26 protein-coding genes are annotated in these 14781 nt (G+C 42.4%); all 26 read right to left on the reverse strand.

All coding sequences use genetic code 11. The annotated features are described in order from the left end of the window. A partial coding sequence (locus AB5170_RS09890) for a hypothetical protein (RefSeq protein WP_368365061.1) occupies positions 1 to 1130 on the reverse strand: 1130 nt, incomplete at its 3' end. A gap of 20 nt (positions 1131 to 1150) precedes the next feature. Then, positions 1151 to 2617, reverse strand: coding sequence for a DEAD/DEAH box helicase family protein (locus AB5170_RS09895; RefSeq protein ID WP_021652436.1), 1467 nt, complete (start codon positions 2615 to 2617; stop codon positions 1151 to 1153). Then, positions 2610 to 3410, reverse strand: coding sequence for a phage terminase small subunit (gene terS, locus AB5170_RS09900; protein ID WP_021652435.1), 801 nt, complete (start codon positions 3408 to 3410; stop codon positions 2610 to 2612). The genes AB5170_RS09895 and terS overlap by 8 nt, the downstream gene beginning before the upstream one ends. Positions 3411 to 3509: 99 nt before the next feature. Next, entirely contained in the window at positions 3510 to 4070 is a 561-nt protein-coding gene (locus tag AB5170_RS09905) for a ParB N-terminal domain-containing protein (RefSeq protein ID WP_021652434.1), read from the reverse strand. Beyond that, positions 4060 to 5205: a phosphoadenosine phosphosulfate reductase family protein gene (locus AB5170_RS09910; protein ID WP_021652433.1), complete on the reverse strand. Its 1146-nt coding sequence runs from the start codon at positions 5203 to 5205 to the stop codon at positions 4060 to 4062. Before AB5170_RS09910 ends, AB5170_RS09905 begins: the two co-directional genes overlap by 11 nt. Further along, positions 5196 to 5849 (reverse strand): ParB/Srx family N-terminal domain-containing protein, encoded by a 654-nt coding sequence (locus AB5170_RS09915; RefSeq protein ID WP_044962048.1) that lies wholly within the window; start codon positions 5847 to 5849, stop codon positions 5196 to 5198. The genes AB5170_RS09910 and AB5170_RS09915 overlap by 10 nt, the downstream gene beginning before the upstream one ends. 45 nt (positions 5850 to 5894) lie before the next feature. Then, positions 5895 to 6671 carry a phosphoadenosine phosphosulfate reductase family protein gene (locus AB5170_RS09920; RefSeq protein ID WP_021652431.1) on the reverse strand — a complete coding sequence of 259 codons (777 nt, stop codon included), beginning with the start codon at positions 6669 to 6671 and terminating at the stop codon, positions 5895 to 5897. Then, positions 6661 to 8040 carry a transporter SSS family gene (locus AB5170_RS09925; protein WP_021652430.1) on the reverse strand — a complete coding sequence of 460 codons (1380 nt, stop codon included), beginning with the start codon at positions 8038 to 8040 and terminating at the stop codon, positions 6661 to 6663. The genes AB5170_RS09920 and AB5170_RS09925 overlap by 11 nt, the downstream gene beginning before the upstream one ends. A gap of 197 nt (positions 8041 to 8237) precedes the next feature. Next, the gene (locus AB5170_RS09930) at positions 8238 to 8810 is read right to left on the reverse strand and encodes a helix-turn-helix domain-containing protein (RefSeq protein ID WP_021652429.1); all 573 of its coding nucleotides are present in this window, start codon (positions 8808 to 8810) and stop codon (positions 8238 to 8240) included. 8 nt (positions 8811 to 8818) lie between these two features. Then, a complete protein-coding gene (locus AB5170_RS09935) occupies positions 8819 to 9049 on the reverse strand; it encodes a hypothetical protein (protein ID WP_021652428.1) in 231 nt (76 codons plus the stop codon). Further along, entirely contained in the window at positions 9030 to 9260 is a 231-nt protein-coding gene (locus AB5170_RS09940) for a hypothetical protein (protein ID WP_021652427.1), read from the reverse strand. The genes AB5170_RS09935 and AB5170_RS09940 overlap by 20 nt, the downstream gene beginning before the upstream one ends. Beyond that, positions 9235 to 9447, reverse strand: coding sequence for a DUF6011 domain-containing protein (locus AB5170_RS09945; RefSeq protein WP_021652426.1), 213 nt, complete (start codon positions 9445 to 9447; stop codon positions 9235 to 9237). Before AB5170_RS09945 ends, AB5170_RS09940 begins: the two co-directional genes overlap by 26 nt. Positions 9448 to 9462: 15 nt before the next feature. After that, positions 9463 to 9684: a hypothetical protein gene (locus tag AB5170_RS09950; RefSeq protein WP_368361549.1), complete on the reverse strand. Its 222-nt coding sequence runs from the start codon at positions 9682 to 9684 to the stop codon at positions 9463 to 9465. Beyond that, entirely contained in the window at positions 9681 to 10001 is a 321-nt protein-coding gene (locus AB5170_RS09955) for a hypothetical protein (RefSeq protein ID WP_368361550.1), read from the reverse strand. The genes AB5170_RS09950 and AB5170_RS09955 overlap by 4 nt, the downstream gene beginning before the upstream one ends. Positions 10002 to 10006: 5 nt before the next feature. Next, the gene (locus AB5170_RS09960; RefSeq protein WP_021652423.1) at positions 10007 to 10297 is read right to left on the reverse strand and encodes a hypothetical protein; all 291 of its coding nucleotides are present in this window, start codon (positions 10295 to 10297) and stop codon (positions 10007 to 10009) included. Next, positions 10287 to 10685 (reverse strand): nucleoside triphosphate pyrophosphohydrolase family protein, encoded by a 399-nt coding sequence (locus AB5170_RS09965; RefSeq protein WP_021652422.1) that lies wholly within the window; start codon positions 10683 to 10685, stop codon positions 10287 to 10289. The genes AB5170_RS09960 and AB5170_RS09965 overlap by 11 nt, the downstream gene beginning before the upstream one ends. Beyond that, positions 10675 to 11610 carry a hypothetical protein gene (locus tag AB5170_RS09970; RefSeq protein WP_021652421.1) on the reverse strand — a complete coding sequence of 312 codons (936 nt, stop codon included), beginning with the start codon at positions 11608 to 11610 and terminating at the stop codon, positions 10675 to 10677. Before AB5170_RS09970 ends, AB5170_RS09965 begins: the two co-directional genes overlap by 11 nt. A 33-nt stretch (positions 11611 to 11643) precedes the next feature. Next, entirely contained in the window at positions 11644 to 11859 is a 216-nt protein-coding gene (locus tag AB5170_RS09975; protein ID WP_021652420.1) for a hypothetical protein, read from the reverse strand. 14 nt (positions 11860 to 11873) lie between these two features. Continuing rightward, positions 11874 to 12419: a hypothetical protein gene (locus AB5170_RS09980; RefSeq protein WP_021652419.1), complete on the reverse strand. Its 546-nt coding sequence runs from the start codon at positions 12417 to 12419 to the stop codon at positions 11874 to 11876. A gap of 3 nt (positions 12420 to 12422) precedes the next feature. Next, the gene (locus tag AB5170_RS09985) at positions 12423 to 12713 is read right to left on the reverse strand and encodes a hypothetical protein (protein ID WP_368361551.1); all 291 of its coding nucleotides are present in this window, start codon (positions 12711 to 12713) and stop codon (positions 12423 to 12425) included. Positions 12714 to 13070: 357 nt separating this feature from the next. Then, positions 13071 to 13367 carry a hypothetical protein gene (locus AB5170_RS09990; protein ID WP_021652416.1) on the reverse strand — a complete coding sequence of 99 codons (297 nt, stop codon included), beginning with the start codon at positions 13365 to 13367 and terminating at the stop codon, positions 13071 to 13073. After that, positions 13354 to 13584 (reverse strand): Lar family restriction alleviation protein, encoded by a 231-nt coding sequence (locus AB5170_RS09995; protein WP_021652415.1) that lies wholly within the window; start codon positions 13582 to 13584, stop codon positions 13354 to 13356. Before AB5170_RS09995 ends, AB5170_RS09990 begins: the two co-directional genes overlap by 14 nt. After that, on the reverse strand, positions 13577 to 13894 hold the full coding sequence (locus tag AB5170_RS10000) for a hypothetical protein (RefSeq protein WP_021652414.1): 318 nt from the start codon (positions 13892 to 13894) through the stop codon (positions 13577 to 13579). The genes AB5170_RS09995 and AB5170_RS10000 overlap by 8 nt, the downstream gene beginning before the upstream one ends. After that, positions 13875 to 14102 (reverse strand): hypothetical protein, encoded by a 228-nt coding sequence (locus tag AB5170_RS10005; RefSeq protein WP_021652413.1) that lies wholly within the window; start codon positions 14100 to 14102, stop codon positions 13875 to 13877. Before AB5170_RS10005 ends, AB5170_RS10000 begins: the two co-directional genes overlap by 20 nt. 253 nt (positions 14103 to 14355) lie before the next feature. Continuing rightward, the gene (locus AB5170_RS10010; RefSeq protein ID WP_021652411.1) at positions 14356 to 14562 is read right to left on the reverse strand and encodes a hypothetical protein; all 207 of its coding nucleotides are present in this window, start codon (positions 14560 to 14562) and stop codon (positions 14356 to 14358) included. 15 nt (positions 14563 to 14577) lie between these two features. Next, entirely contained in the window at positions 14578 to 14781 is a 204-nt protein-coding gene (locus tag AB5170_RS10015) for a hypothetical protein (RefSeq protein ID WP_021652410.1), read from the reverse strand.

Here is a 14781-nt window from a genome sequence, read left to right on the forward strand (position 1 = left end):
GTGATATCCCGTTTGTCCACATCTCCATGGGCGAGTGTAGGATAGTCCTCAATCCCATCGAAATGGGAACCATTGATGTCTATCAACGAAGGAATGCCCTGGTTATTGAACGTCTCGCAAATAACATCTAAAAAAGCTCCGAGCGCAACAGAAAACAATTCTGTCTTGTCAGAGCTTAGTGCGAAGCTTCCCGTCTTTTCATGTCCCAACATAATAAAATCTGCAAGGACTGTCTGGGCAATCTTCGTATCGTATCTGTTTATGATTGCATTGGTGTCAAATTGTCTTGTGCCTCCGGTGCTCAGAAGTTCCGCTTCGTATCCATGTGGAAGAACAAGCCCTTCAGATTCATTTCTGCGAAGGTTCTTTACCATGGCAATAAGTGCTCCATTAATTTTAACCATGTCAGGATCGTGACTATCCCATATTTCCAAATCTTCAGGAGCATGAATAACTGGCAGACCTGCAAGATCTCGCTCAATTCCGATAGCTTCAATTTCCTGGATTCTCCGTTTAAAATACCAGGAGCGATATGCGTTTCTTAAAATACTCCGACCTTCCGGATTGTCTTTTACGCTCTCCGTTCGGAATAGCATTGCTTTACTCATCGGTATAGTAAACAGTCCATAATCCGGAGGCGGTTGCTGTGTCATTCCAATCAGATTGTCACTATCATCATATTCCCAGCGATACAAGGTATCCTGTGCTCTCGGAGGAAGTTTCTGCCAGCCTATCAATCCATCAGAGTATTTGCTTGATGATCTTCGGTTCTTTGTTTTACCCATTCGGCGCTTATATACAATCTCATGGAAACTCCAACCGTAAGGTAGGAATGACAGGATTTCCGAAATGGTATCTGTCCATGTGGCCTGCATGTCGCCCATACAGCTTTCAACAAACTCTGCAGCTTCTTTGTCTTTGGCACTGTCACCTCCCGGCTCTACATGCCACTCAACCTGCCGGATCATCATCTTAATTGCAAAAAGAATGGCTCCAACGGTATCGTCATTCTCTTTCATTTCTTTAAATACCTTTATCCCACGCATTCCAGACAGTTCCGGAAGAAATTCTTCATAAAACTGTCCTTCCCATCGTTTCTGTCCAATCCGTCCATACTCTTTCATCTTCATCACCCCTCTTTCCGGCTATATCAGCCCCAGTAATTGTCTTTGGTCAGCTCCTGTAATTCTTTGACTCCAGGTGCTGTGCCTGTGTGTTTCTTGATCTTTCCGAGATACAATGCCAAAGCAAGAGCATCTGCTCGGTCGGGAGAATCCAGCCCCCTTTTCTTCATTTCCTTTTTTGATTCGATTTCAAGCTTTCCGTTGCTCGCCATTGTGTATTTTCTGGAGGAAAGCTGTCCGATTGTCTGCTCATCATCTTCAATAACAATCTGTTTGTTATCAAGGAGGTCTCGCATACTGGCCCACATTGCAGTTGTCAGATTATTATATCTTTCAGCTGCATCTTTACCTGCTGCCGTATCGGTCTCAATCTTTTCTGCTGCATTTATCGGAATGATCTGCATCTTATGCAGCTTCTGTTCTTTCCGGACTTCCTTTAGGCGGTCGGTAACACCTCCGCCAAGACCGGTATCATCAATCTGCACATACACCTTGCCTTCATACTTTGAATATTCCCTGTATATTTTTTTAAATTCCTTTACGATGTCGCCTACAGTGGCCATCAGGTTCTGTCCTCGCCTGTTTCGGACTATTTTGCAATGACCATGATAATTACGATATATGATCGTTTCATCGTCTCCGAAACGGGCCACATCCACCCCAAGTGACACAAACTGCATTCCGTCCGTATCATCAAGCTCTAGCATTTTGCTACTACACTGCTCGATCAAGCTTAGCGGAATAAATACATCATCTTCTTGATTTGGGAATTCTCCACGGACACGGACGCGAACCACATTCGAATCCCATCCATACTTTCTTATGAGCGAATCAATGTTTTCTTTGTTCGTTCTGCTGCTGTCTGCAGATGATACAGTGTGGCATTTATACAACGCCCTGTCTCTGGTATGTGAATCATAGAATGTTCCAGATGTTCGCGTTGGGTTTCCGCACAGAAGAAGTTTATTATTTGCTCCAGATAAGGTACCAAGGATAGCTTCCATGATCGGATCCGCAACACCAGAAGCTTCATCAACGATAAAAAGCATATTATCTTCATGGAAACCTTGCATGTTCTCTGGCTTTGTAGCAGTCCTGGCAACGCCAAACCAACGCTTTTCATTGCCAACCATATAAACATATGTCTTTGTCCATTTAAGAAGCATTGAGAGCAATTCAGACTTGCTCATCCACTTGGAAATCTCAGACCAGAGGACATCGTGCAACTGCTGTTTGGTTGGTGCTGTCGCAACGATTCTCGGATATGGGAAACAGGTAATAAACCACAGGAATACTGCTGCCTCAAGACCAGTCTTTCCAACACCCTGCCCTGACTTAATACTTACCTTTGGGTTTGCAGCCAGGTCTCTTGCTGCTTGCGCTTGCCATTCATCAGGCTCAAAACTGAGCACCTCCCGGAAGAACATAACCGGATCATCACGCCACAGCGGTATACTTTCATCAAGGAATTCAGAGAACTGTATATCATCCATCTTTGTTCTCTCCTTCCCTTGCTTTTACCACAGCTTCGGCCCATGCACGAACAACCTCATTGCCCTTGCTTTCTCCGGCAATCTTCTGCTTTTCAAGTCTCAGCTTCGCAAGTGCTTCAATAGCCTTGGTCTTCTTTGACTGTACAGTTGACAGCTCTTTTTCAAGTCTGGCGATCATATTGTCCTTGTTTTCCATCGTGGTTTGCATGTTATACATATCTCCCGGCAGACGTTCTTCAGCAGATATTTTTTTCTCTATGCGTTCTTCATAGAGCTGCTTGTCCTCTTCTGTTTTGAATGTCCTTTTGCTTTCGCTTCGGTTGAATCCATACAGGGATACTTCACCTTTCATGTTCCGGTATTTATTGATTGCAATCATGATCCTTCTTTCCCTCACAGCAAAGAGCTGAATCTGTTCGATCAGAAGCATTTCTTCATCCATCGGGATATCTTCGATCATATCTTTTTCAGACTCATCAAGGACATCCCAATATACAGAGGAATATGCTCCGTGTTTCTCTGCAATCTTATCTCCCGGTTTCAGTGGACCGCCCTTATTTCCAACTGCATTTCTGTTCCCAGGCTGTCCACCTTTATGGCGAGCGTTCGCTTTTTTCTTTTGCGAACGTTCGTTTTTCTTTCCTTTTGTCTTTCCGTCCCAATTCTGTGTTGATTTCCACCGCCGAACTGTGCTGGCCGGGACGTCCAACTTCTTGGCAATGTCAACAAGTTTCATCCCGTTCTTATACATTTCCTCAGCTTCAATGCTGTTGGGACTTCTTGCCCTTGCCAATGTACACCCCTCCCCTCCATCATCTTATTTCGGCATATGCAAAAGGGAGAGGTTGCTCTCCCTCTCCCTGCTTTCTGTTCTATATGTCGTAGAACAACATTAAATTTTTGTAATAAATTCAGCTTTTGAATAGCCCGTCACCCCTTTTGTCATCATCTTCAAGAAGTCTTCTTTTGAAAAATCTGACAATCGGAAGATCTCCTCCGGTCTCATTCCAAGCTGTTTTCCGATTTCTTCAACTGTTTTGCCTTCGTCCATGAGTTCTTTAACGATTTTCTTCATAGGTTCTAGCAAATGGGTACCTCTTGCCCTATTATGGGTAACGGTACCGTAAATATTTTTCGCTTTATCTTTATGATCAACAATCACTACAAGCACTTTTCCCTCAAGACGTTCGTATAATGTCCTGCGATCATCTTCTTCCGAAGGAGGAACGTACTTCCAGTCAGGTCCTGCAACCGTCCATCTGTGGAATCCATCAATAATAGTACCGTCTGGTCTTACCACAATTGGCAGCGTCCATCCGTTTGTAAAGATAGACTGTGTGAGCAGTTCCAGATTTTGTCTCGAAACTTTGTTCGGATTGTAATCATTTGGTTTGATCTTATTCCTATCTACCCAATGCATGGTCCTAGATGGTGCTGACAGCTTATTGTCCATGGTGTTCTCCTTTCTTCGCATCGTTGATATAACGTCCATATACTCTCTGGTACAGTGCCCGGAATGCCCTCATTTTGGGATCTCCGGATATCAGTCCTTCGTATATGTGCTTGCAATCGGCCGATGTAGCTATTGCTGATACCGCCATAAAGAAATTACGGTATCGTTCTGCCACATGCCTTTTATGCGGAGTGTCGAAAAAAACGTCCATGTGATTAAAAAGATGTATCAGCTCCTGCCGATAATCTCTCTGCTCCTGTCCCTCTTCCGCCTCTTTCCTTTTTCTGGAACTTCTGCCGAACATCTCGCTGTCCCAATACAGGGCAGCCAGATAAGCGTTCGGTTCTCTTCTAATGATCCGTTCCATAAGATCTGGATAATACTCATTCATCTTCACAAGGCTTCTTGCTGTATCAACAGAAAAGAACTGGGATACTCGCATCTGCCTTTTACTGGATCCTGACTGCCAGAGGAACAAATATATCTCCGGGATATCTACATGATTTCTCAGAAGGAAGAGCCAGACATCATTGTCCGTCCAATCATAAATGGGAAATACCTGCTTCTTTGCAGTCATTTTGTTTCCTGCTTTTGTCATAGACGCAATATTCTGAAGCCTCTGTACAGATTCCGCTGTACGGATACCGACCATTGTAATTCCTGATACGGTTGTCCTTGGCAGGAAATCCTGATAAGCATCAATCCTTGGACGTAACAGTTTATGGTTCCTTATCGCAAAGGAAGGCGGCTGTCTTACCCATACGTCTTGTTTTGCGGAATCCCAGCAGATAAATGTTTCATCATTTGACAGTTCATTGAAGCAGTTAAAATGTTTTACTTCTACGCAATACCATTCAAACTTTGCTCCCATCATCATAAAGATGCGCCGCCACTTCTTTGTCATATCCTCCATGCAAGGAAAGATTGCTTCTTCATCTATAAACTGCACTGTAAGTTGTTTCATGTCAATCTCACCTCGATTGGCCAGATTGACCATCAGCTGCGCCACGCATAAGCTGTCCTTTCCCCCACTGAAAGAAAAGAACACTGGTAGCCCGTTTCCGAACACGTTTTTTATCCGGATCTCTGCAGCTTTCACAACATCGATATTGGCTTCACAACGTTTTACAGCCATATCTTTTCACCGCAGTTCGGGCAGATAACAAACTTCCGGGTTTCTGTTATTTCCGGTTCTGTTTCAGTGGTATTCTGCCTTTCCGACGATTGGTTGTCTGAAGTGTTCGGATTTTCTGAACTGTTCTCTGAATTATTGTCAGATATTTCCGCTGCTGCCGCTTTCTGCTCCCGTTTCTCATTGGCTTCCTTTATCTTCTGGATCTCTGATTCGTCCAATGTTCCATATTCAGAGATTTTCTCAGTTACTTCGTCTGCATCCGCGACCATCTGCTGTAATATTTCTTCATCGTATCCCGGAATGTCCAGATCGCCCTGCAATTCCTCAAGAAACTCATTCAGTGTATCCAGATTATCAATTCCAAGAGCATAAGTCTTATTGTCGGCTATCATAAGCTTCTTTTTATCATTTTCAGAAAGTTCCGTTTTTACATATACGGATGCCTCCTGATAACCAAGGCTCACCATAGCCTCATATAAGCCATTCCCGATCAGAATCACATTATTTTCATCCACAACAAGGGCTCTGGTCTGTCCAAACTTCTCAAGGGAGCGTTTCAGTTCCCTGATCTGCTGTTCAGAATGAATTCTGACATTTTTCTCTGGATGTTTAAGATCATCCAGTCTCTTTTTAATAACCTTCATTTTGTCCTCCATTTCTGAAGGGCAATGGCCTCCGGCTGCAACCGGCTATTTGATAGCTTTTAAAAAATCTCTGGCTCCATCGAAATGCTGTGCCGCATTTTCAACTATGGTCTTATCAATGTCGTAAACTTCTTTCCAGCCCTGCTGTTCTGTCTCCATGTACTGTCTGGCAGGCCATGGATGTGTGCCGCATAAATATCCTTTCTCCCAGTCATATATGGGTGGGAGCTTCACATCATAATAGTGAATGTATGCAAGGATATCTTCGTGCCTCCACTCTGCAAGAGGGCTGTATCTGGTGATTCCGGCTGAATTAGTGTAGATATTATCTTTTCCAACATAATTGCCATCAGCCTTCCTGCGTCCGAGCAGGAGTATTTCCAGCTGGTGTTCTTTATAATATCTCGCCTGTCCTCTGTGCTGTACGATATGAAACCACTGTGCTGCCTTATTGCTTTTATCCGGAAACAGCATATCCGGATGCTTTTTCAGCCATTCCATATCCTGTCCGGTATTGATAATCTCAAGGTCAGAAGGTTTATTCTGCTCTATCCATGCAATAAATGCCGGATATTCCAGATTACACCTTACAAGGACGCTCTGATCAATACCGGCTTTCTCGCATATCTCTCCAAGTACCAGTGAGTCTTTTCCCGCACTCCATGCATAGGCTGCCTTTTTCCCCTTGCATTTCTCTTTGATGTCTTTCACTGTCTTTTTCACAAGGGAATCCAGTTCTTTCTTTGGCACCGTCTCTTCAATGTGATCAAGCGCACTCTTCCAGTCTTCATTATTTCGAACGGATTGTTTTCTACCGAGCATAGTGTCTCTCCTTTCTGGAAGCAGCCAAGGCGATAAGTCCGCTCAACAGGACTGTCAGCAAGCTTCCCAGTGTTTTATATGGTCCACTATTCAAAACGCTGCCGTAGGCGAATACAGGAAGCCCTACAGCCAGTGCAGCAACCACACCTGTGATAATCCCTTTTGCATTCAGTCTTACCCCTTTCAGTGTCATGACTGTTGGAAGTAATGTTGACGCCCTCAGTGTGCCATAGAACAAAAACAGATGTGTCACTGTAATTCCCGGGATATTTGCAATCAGAATGCCAGTGATCAGAAGCACTGCCATTGCAGCTCTGGTCTTCCTGATGTCTTTTCCTCCTGCAATATCTGTCGTAAGCGAAGATACTGCGCACAGGTTGCTATCCACTGTAGACAGCAAACCGGAAACAATCATGAAAAGGAACGGCAATACTGCCCAGGACGGGAAAAAGTGGCGGATCAATTCAAAATTGATGATTCCAAGGTTCTGTGCCTGATATCCTGCACCGGCTCCCATAAATCCAAGAATTCCCATTGACAGTGGAACCACCGCAAAAAGAACTGCTCCAAGAAGAAACGCTCTTCCCAGCTTCTCTTTTTTTACTGCAAATGCCCTCTGCCAGAAGCTCTGATCTCCAAACGGCCCGGATAAAAGTCCTATCGTTGTCGGAAGCCCAAAGGCTAAGAAAATCTCTACTCCTTTTCCAGAAAAGAGCATTGTACAGTCTCCTGATATACCACTCAGGCCCTGTATAATGCCCTGTGTTCCTGTATTTCTTACTCCGAATATTACAAATAGGCTACATGCAACAAGCATGAATACCATTTGAATAGCATCTGTAAGCATAGATGCTTTAATTCCAGAGAACAGAGAATAGGAAATTGCTATACAAGCGAGCAAAATAGTCATGGTTTTGAACGAAATTCCTGTTACTGCACTAAGAATCTGGCTTCCCGCAAGAAGCTGAACTCCTGTTGACAGAACAGACAGTCCGATCAGCTGAAACAGGTAAACCCTTTTCACTCCATCGGATTGGTATTTTTCTTTCATGTAACCAGACAGTGTCATTCCCTCTGGCATTTCCTTCCGGATTTTCTTTGCAAAGGGAATGAATATCACCAGGCAAAGGGCATTCGGAACCAGAAACCAGAACAGGCCAACCCAGCCGGTAGAATATGCTTTCTCAGTTGATACAAATAATGCCGGAGCCCAGATCCATGTTGCCGCAATGCTGAGAGCCGACATCAGCCAGTTTTCAGAACGGCTTCCAACACAGAAGCGTTCCACATTTTTTTCTTTCTTTGTCAGGATCACTGTTGCCAGGATCATGATAGCTGCATATACAAATAATATTGTTACTCCATTCATGCGTAATCTCCTCTAAAATATTTTAAAGGAGCATTCCCATCTTTCTATCCTTTCCTCCCTCCCAAGATTGCATTAAAAAAGCCACTGGTTTTTTCCCAGTGGCTCATGGCTTTTGATTAAAATTTTACTCGCATATCATACACCATTTTCGTTATTAAGTCAATGTTAAGTTAACAGATTCCGTTATTCTGATTTTATTAAAAAAACTTCAGACCGTCAATTCCGAAAAACAGCGAAGATAAGCGCTCTTTCGCAATTTTGATATCTTCGTAAACAGTGACCTTGCTGACCGAAAATTTTTTTGAAATTTCTGCAATTGTCATTGGCGTCTTTGATATGTAAAGGGCTTTAATAATCTTATAGCGTCTCTTATCTTTTTCCGATAATTTGCTACAATAGATACGGTATACATCAAGCATTTTGTCAATATGCTGTACCATGATAGCGGTTCTTTTGGCCGAAGTTTTGATGCTCTCCACTATGACCTTATCATCTTTCATGGTCATGATGTCTTCCAGCACCTCTGTAACCTCCCCTTCCTTGGACTTGTAGACGGCATTTTCGTAGCTCGCCTTTAAAGTTCTGTAATTTCTAAGGAGTAAATCAGTATTATGCAAACGACGATCAATCTTCTCCTTCTCGCTTTTTCTCTGCCCTACCATCATTGCATCAGACGCAACCTGCGCTCCGGCAAGGGCAGCCTGCTGAATCATTGCATCAATTTCCTCTTTTGTCAGTGCTACGAATTGTACTTTTTTCTCTGTGTCCATGCCATACCTCACAAATATTTCTTTCCTGTTTCCGGATCCTCAAATCGAATTCTGTCGCAAAGTTTAAAATTAAATCCTTTTGCCAGACGTTTCACCATCTTTACGAACATATCTGCCTCGTTGTCTCTCCGCGTCCAGTCAGATCTGAAAACCTGTGTCTGCGGTTTTGATGCAGAACAAATCGCATCATGAGCGGTCTTATCCTTACACCCGCTGGCATTATAAAGTGTTCTGTCCATGCTGTCCCTCCCTCGACCTTTTTAAAAATCCACTTTTATATCCTTCCCATTGCTGATCGGTCATTTCCGGTCCCAACAAATCCCTCACAGTGTCAAGTGCCTGCTTTGTTCCACAGTCAGGACATATTTCTGTTTTCCTATCCTTTCTCGACACTGCTGGTCTGGCGCCGTACTGTTGCCCGCATTCAGGGCATATCTTTCTTATCGCCATTGTCCCCACCTCCCATATCCAAAAAATCCTCAATGTTCATTTGCCCAGGTACTCTGTAGTTTTCCCAGTCAACAGGGTTTCGGTAATAATGTGTAGTCAGGCTATTCCAACATTCCGGTCCATATCCCCTTTTGATGCTTTCGGGATCCGTCAGTTTCTTTCCACACTTCTGGCATTTACTGTACATATGGGCTTCCTCTCTTTACTCGTCTGTATATGTTTCATACTCTAATCGAGATATTGGAATTACCTTTTCTTCCGGCACATTGCACATATCCGCAATGCTCTTTTTCTGCATGCTTACATATTCTTCAAGATCGATGTTTTTTGTATCAATATCGACATTCAGCTGCATATAACCATCATCATAATTATATAATTCTGCGTCCAAAATCTTATAATATGTGCTGATACTACACTTCATTGCTTTTCCTCTTGCTTTTCTTCTTCTCTTTTTCCGCACATCAGTTCGATAAGCCATTGTTCCTGTTTCATCAAATACTCATACTTCCACTGGAGCAATGCCTGATCCAGAGCATGATCTGCTATATGAAGCTGCATTTTCACAGAAGAAATTCTCATTCTTGTTTCATCGATCTGTTTCTGAATCCTCGCACAAAGCTCTCCGTACTTGGATGCTTCACTCTCTTTTCTCACTCTCTGTACTGCTATGGCACACCATAATGTAAAAAACGCTCCTACTGTAGCAGCTCCTGCGATATAAAATAATACACTTCTCAATTCGTTCACCTCTCCGCTTCTCTGCAATGTTTGTTCCAGGCCTCTATTACGCTTGATATGTTTTTCCCAGCAAATGATACGAGATCACATTCTGTGGTAAGGTCTCCTATTTTGTCTCTATTGCTCTCGATTCCTTCGCAGCTGATTGCATACATTCCTGGATTATCTGCAAGCCCTTCTATTGTCGGATATTTTCCGCAGAAAGGGCAAGGTCTTACTCCCATTTTCAGCGCATATTTTTTTAACATAATTCCAACAGTCCTTCTCCTTACTTTAGTTATTTCTTTAAATGTCATCCGTTCTTCTATGATTCGCTTTGTCTGGATCGAAGCCTTCTGGATATCTTGCCTTCAACTTATTTATATTCATCTGGAATATCTCATCTATATCCAACTCCATGGATTCGCATATCATAGCAACATACCACATCACATCTCCAAGCTCTTTTTTCAAGTGTTCAACATGTAACTCATTTTCATGAAATACCCATTTTTTTATTAAATCTAATACTTCTCCGGATTCTCCAGCAAGCCCCAGGCATCCATTCAGCACACCCCCAATATCCGGTATGATCAGCTCGTCACTATTCACAAGCTGGTTATTATTAATCTTTTTAATTATCCTGTCAGAATTTTTGTGGTCATTTGTCCTCATGGCCAAATTCTGATATTCTTTACCTGTCATCCTCTTCCCCCTCGCTGAACTTAAATTCAATGTTATCTCCACTATCAACGCCAAGCTGTCTGCATTTTGCCATCGTTGATGTCCCTCCGGAATGATATGTCCTGAACAAGAACAATTCCTGAACGATATGGAAATACGACATGTTATAGCAGAACCTTTCTTCTTCACTCAGCTCTTCTATTGCATTTTCTCCATGTACCCATCTGTACCATTCTTCGAAACATCCGACCAGCTCCTGCATGAGAGAAATACAGTAATGCAAAATGTACTTTTCTTCATGGCTTTCAAGCTCTTTGTCTTTGCAATCCCATTTTGTTTCCCGTAATATCTTCCATAATTTTTCTACTTCCGGGGATCTCCACGCAACCATGCAATATGTATGTGCGTCTTCTGAGTAATGATAATAATTTCTCTCAAGATGTTTCCTGGCTTCTTTCTCTGTAAGAAACATCGTGTTTGGGTACATAAATGGTCTGATCGAAATACCAATTATCATGGTACCATCATGTCCATTGTTGGCAAGAAATTCATTCACTTCCTGCGTTGACAAATCCTCATACTCTTCTTCTCCATCTTCCGTGTACGTCAGTTTAAAATCCCATGTGTACCCTGTTTCAATTTTGCAGTTTTCTCTATCGATATTGCAGTCTGGCAAGATGTTATCATTGAGATACTTCACTGTTTCTTCCGTTGTGCTTGTAACGGTGCTTCCATCTACTTGCAGGACAAGTTCATCTGGATTTTCATTGTCAACTACTCTCTCGCTGCCTTTAATAACCCAGAAGCGAGGATCCGCTGTTCCTGTTGTGTCCTGAGTATTCATCTCAAGCTGTAATCTCTTCAGAAATTCTATATCTTCCTGAGAAATATCTCTTTTCTCTGTTGTATCTTCATGATGCTGCAATGTTTTATGGAATATTGCCATCTTAATTCTCCTCTCAATGATTGCCCCTTAATGTCAACGAACATGTTTTTTCAATGCCTTGTACGTTCTTTCATTCATGTATATTTCCCGACCCATTACAATCATTTGTCCGTTTTCAAGCAACTGATTTTCATATGTTTTAAAACCGTATCTTTTTGCCCATTTTTTGTTTATTCTCTTTTTCTTATGGGTACGTGCCTGTACCTTTTTGTCCCTTAAAACAATAATTTCATGTACATTTACATCCATTATAATCTCTCCTATTAACGCCCGCTCCGTAGCATGCAGAACAGTAATTCTGTCATAGACTTCGTTCTTATCCCTTGCCTGCAAGGTAATACAATTTCCAACTTCCAGTTTCTGTCCTCACTTAATGGCGTGGGGTCTTTGAATTCTTCAGTAGCCTCTCCCCAAAACGGAATAGCAACCATAACGCCATAATAAGTTGACGAATCCGGGTGCTTTTCGCTCATGTAATTAGCAAATCTGCCACTCCGGAAATCCGGTAGAATGTCTTTGTAACACGCCATCGTAGTTACAATGTAATTCTTTTCCCCGAAGAAATTCAAACCATTACCGCTATAAACATCCTCTTTGCAGCTCTTGATTTCATAGCAGGTGAATATGCCTTTTTCTATTCCTGACACAGAGCATTGATTCGCCGGAGAAAATTCCATGTAGTCCACCCGCCTTGCCTTCGGTGTCCATGGATCAACACTAACCTCGCTGGCCCAGTGCGAGCCAGCCCCTCCGAGGCGAGTATCTGTAAGTAATTTTCCGAGGAATTTGGTTGTTTCAGTTCTTGTCATTTTCTACCTCATATTGGGTTTTTTTACCTTAATTGTTTCTTGCAATTCAGGTTTTGTGGTGTTGTTTTCTGTCCACATGCGAAGTTCTTTTGCTCCTGGATTATCCTTTTCGATACCATCTGCCAAGTTGCGCAGGACCATAGAAATAATTCCGGCGTCTGCAGTTGCATATGGCGTAAGAGCTTTAATGATATTTTTACTGTAATAGTTCAATCCTTCACTAAGCATTTCTGCCCCTTCTTTGTTTTTTCCTTCTTGGACCATTTTTCTGGCTCTAAGGACATAACTCTGCATACGTTTCTCCTTAATCTTCCTCATTTCTTTACCACCTTTATCTTTTTTCTCAAACGTTCAGCATGTTCATTTGTTACGATATAATTTTCGCACTGCTTGCATCTCATATCTTTATTTTTTAAGTTCCCATCATAGTATCGACATTCCTCGCAAACATAGCAAAATATCTTTGCTTCTCCCGCCATTTGGTCTGAACTGTACAAATTGTTCGCACAATGGTCGCAAAGACAGCCGGCGCAAGGAAAAGCGTAATCATCCCGGCTCATAAACTTCCTTGCGCTAATTCTGGATTGTCGAAAATGTTGCCAATTGCTTCATAATGTTCCAGATCAAACTCATCAAGAAAAAGAATTTCTCTCATTCAACTCCACCGCTTTTCACGATTTCAATTGCCGTGTGCGTTTCAATAATTTCTCTTTTACGATTCCACCCCATGGGTCTTGCTATACAGCTTGCTCTTAAAATTTCATCCGTAACCTTTTCCACATCAAAAGCAGTCGGCTGTTCTTCTACTGCTTTCATGCAATTCTGGATTGCAGAATATACCGCACTAGATATTCTTCTCTCACCTGCACATTCTCTTTCATCCGGCGCTTCTGTCAGTGCATAATCGTTCAATGCCATAATAAGTTTATCTGCATCAATCAACCTCATCGTTCGTCCTCCTGTTCCAACTTTCTATCGCTTTTTCTTTACACCTTTCTATACTTTTTATGGCGTGCGCTGGGTTTTCCATATTTGGGCAATATCCTTCAGTTCTTGCGCTACACTCCTTGCATTCGCACCAAATTGTAAATCCGATATTTCTTTTCGTTTCAGCTATTATCTCTGCTTCTCTACCACAAAACGGGCAAGGTTTTAATTCAGTCATGTTCTACCTCCATTTTCAATTCTTCCTGCAATTTATCATCAATCACCGGTAGCATCATTTTAGGTACTGCCATCATATGAAACGGTGTTGGGGCATTGATGATCTTGAAGCACATATCAGCGTATACCTGTCCCGCCGTCAGCCCTTCTTTGTACGTTTCCTCCTTGTCTTTGTTGTCCTGGTACAAAGGAAGCTTCCGACATTCTTCAGCAGCTTCATGGATCAAGGCTTTTGATTCCGCCGTAAATTCAACTATTCCTTCCTCTTTCATCTGGACCAATTCCAGTATCTTAATGATTTTTTCTTCCATAACGCCATTTCCTCCTTGCTTCTGTTCTCTTCATTCTGTTTACCTGATTTTTCAATGCATTTACCTGTTTCTGAATATCATCGACATCGACCAACAGGTAAAAGTCCGGCTGGACCAGTCTGGTCGGGCCTACATTCATATTCATCTCTTTGTGCAATTCCTTGCACTTGTTTTCTCTCTCATGCACTGCTTTATATACTTTCATCATCCACACCTCTCAAGAATTTCTCTACAAACCCGGTCATATTCCAAAAGTAATGTAAGATCTTTCGTTCGGCTCAGTGGCCGGTCTACAACTTCAACGTAAAATTCTTTCCGGATCATCTGGCCGTAGCTCGTAGAATTATAAACATCCTGCTTTTTGCAGCTAATCAATTCAGCTACTTCGGATCCAGTGATGGAGTACTCCATCACTGTCCCATTCCTTTTGCATAAGTTATATAACACCTTCGCCATATTAATCACCCGTAATAAATTTCGCTGCATCCATCATCAGAAAACTCAACTTCTTCCAGCTTCCAACCATCGCGCTGGAATTCTCCTCGATATGCTTTTTCGTAATGGTTTTTTACGATTTTTTCAGCCTCTTGCATGTCTTTTGCTTTAACAATTCCGGCTGTAGTTTCGCATCGGAATCCATCATGCTGATAATATCTATACAAATTCATTTATTTCATCCCCTTTCAGCTGTGCGTGGCAATAAAGTTTTCCATCGCCCATCTATTTCCAGTAGCAGCCACCTGTGCTCTGGTTCGCTCATACGGGCTGAGAGGTCTTCCAGATGTTCTCCTGGTTCCTTCCGCCGGAAGAAGTCCCTTCCGGCGAAGATTTGCAAGTTCCTCTGGTGTTGCGTCTTTGATATCTTTTACTGATATGATCTCAATCAT

Origin of the sequence: Ruminococcus sp. RTP21484sp1_RTP21281st1_A8_RTP21281_210402 (genome assembly GCF_040914025.1) — a bacterium.
GTDB lineage: Bacteria > Bacillota > Clostridia > Lachnospirales > Lachnospiraceae > Blautia_A > Blautia_A faecis.

Bases quoted from the DNA above. Each gene is read 5' to 3' on its own strand.
- AB5170_RS09940 (WP_021652427.1), bottom strand. From the start codon at position 9,260: ATGGCGATAAGAAAGATATGCCCTGAATGCGGGCAACAGTACGGCGCC.
- AB5170_RS09965 (WP_021652422.1), bottom strand. From the start codon at position 10,685: ATGACAGGTAAAGAATATCAGAATTTGGCCATGAGGACAAATGACCAC.
- AB5170_RS09970 (WP_021652421.1), bottom strand. From the start codon at position 11,610: ATGGCAATATTCCATAAAACATTGCAGCATCATGAAGATACAACAGAG.
- AB5170_RS09980 (WP_021652419.1), bottom strand. From the start codon at position 12,419: ATGACAAGAACTGAAACAACCAAATTCCTCGGAAAATTACTTACAGAT.
- AB5170_RS09920 (WP_021652431.1), bottom strand. From the start codon at position 6,671: ATGCTCGGTAGAAAACAATCCGTTCGAAATAATGAAGACTGGAAGAGT.
- AB5170_RS09945 (WP_021652426.1), bottom strand. From the start codon at position 9,447: ATGTACAGTAAATGCCAGAAGTGTGGAAAGAAACTGACGGATCCCGAA.
- AB5170_RS09915 (WP_044962048.1), bottom strand. From the start codon at position 5,849: ATGAAGGTTATTAAAAAGAGACTGGATGATCTTAAACATCCAGAGAAA.
- AB5170_RS09985 (WP_368361551.1), bottom strand. From the start codon at position 12,713: ATGCAGAGTTATGTCCTTAGAGCCAGAAAAATGGTCCAAGAAGGAAAA.
- AB5170_RS10005 (WP_021652413.1), bottom strand. From the start codon at position 14,102: ATGATGAAAGTATATAAAGCAGTGCATGAGAGAGAAAACAAGTGCAAG.
- AB5170_RS09895 (WP_021652436.1), bottom strand. From the start codon at position 2,617: ATGGATGATATACAGTTCTCTGAATTCCTTGATGAAAGTATACCGCTG.
- AB5170_RS10010 (WP_021652411.1), bottom strand. From the start codon at position 14,562: ATGAATTTGTATAGATATTATCAGCATGATGGATTCCGATGCGAAACT.
- AB5170_RS10000 (WP_021652414.1), bottom strand. From the start codon at position 13,894: ATGGAAGAAAAAATCATTAAGATACTGGAATTGGTCCAGATGAAAGAG.
- AB5170_RS09950 (WP_368361549.1), bottom strand. From the start codon at position 9,684: ATGAAGTGTAGTATCAGCACATATTATAAGATTTTGGACGCAGAATTA.
- AB5170_RS09905 (WP_021652434.1), bottom strand. From the start codon at position 4,070: ATGGACAATAAGCTGTCAGCACCATCTAGGACCATGCATTGGGTAGAT.
- AB5170_RS09925 (WP_021652430.1), bottom strand. From the start codon at position 8,040: ATGAATGGAGTAACAATATTATTTGTATATGCAGCTATCATGATCCTG.
- AB5170_RS09910 (WP_021652433.1), bottom strand. From the start codon at position 5,205: ATGGCTGTAAAACGTTGTGAAGCCAATATCGATGTTGTGAAAGCTGCA.
- AB5170_RS09995 (WP_021652415.1), bottom strand. From the start codon at position 13,584: ATGACTGAATTAAAACCTTGCCCGTTTTGTGGTAGAGAAGCAGAGATA.
- AB5170_RS09975 (WP_021652420.1), bottom strand. From the start codon at position 11,859: ATGGATGTAAATGTACATGAAATTATTGTTTTAAGGGACAAAAAGGTA.
- AB5170_RS09990 (WP_021652416.1), bottom strand. From the start codon at position 13,367: ATGAGGTTGATTGATGCAGATAAACTTATTATGGCATTGAACGATTAT.
- AB5170_RS10015 (WP_021652410.1), bottom strand. From the start codon at position 14,781: ATGATTGAGATCATATCAGTAAAAGATATCAAAGACGCAACACCAGAG.
- AB5170_RS09930 (WP_021652429.1), bottom strand. From the start codon at position 8,810: ATGGACACAGAGAAAAAAGTACAATTCGTAGCACTGACAAAAGAGGAA.
- AB5170_RS09960 (WP_021652423.1), bottom strand. From the start codon at position 10,297: ATGACATTTAAAGAAATAACTAAAGTAAGGAGAAGGACTGTTGGAATT.
- AB5170_RS09935 (WP_021652428.1), bottom strand. From the start codon at position 9,049: ATGGACAGAACACTTTATAATGCCAGCGGGTGTAAGGATAAGACCGCT.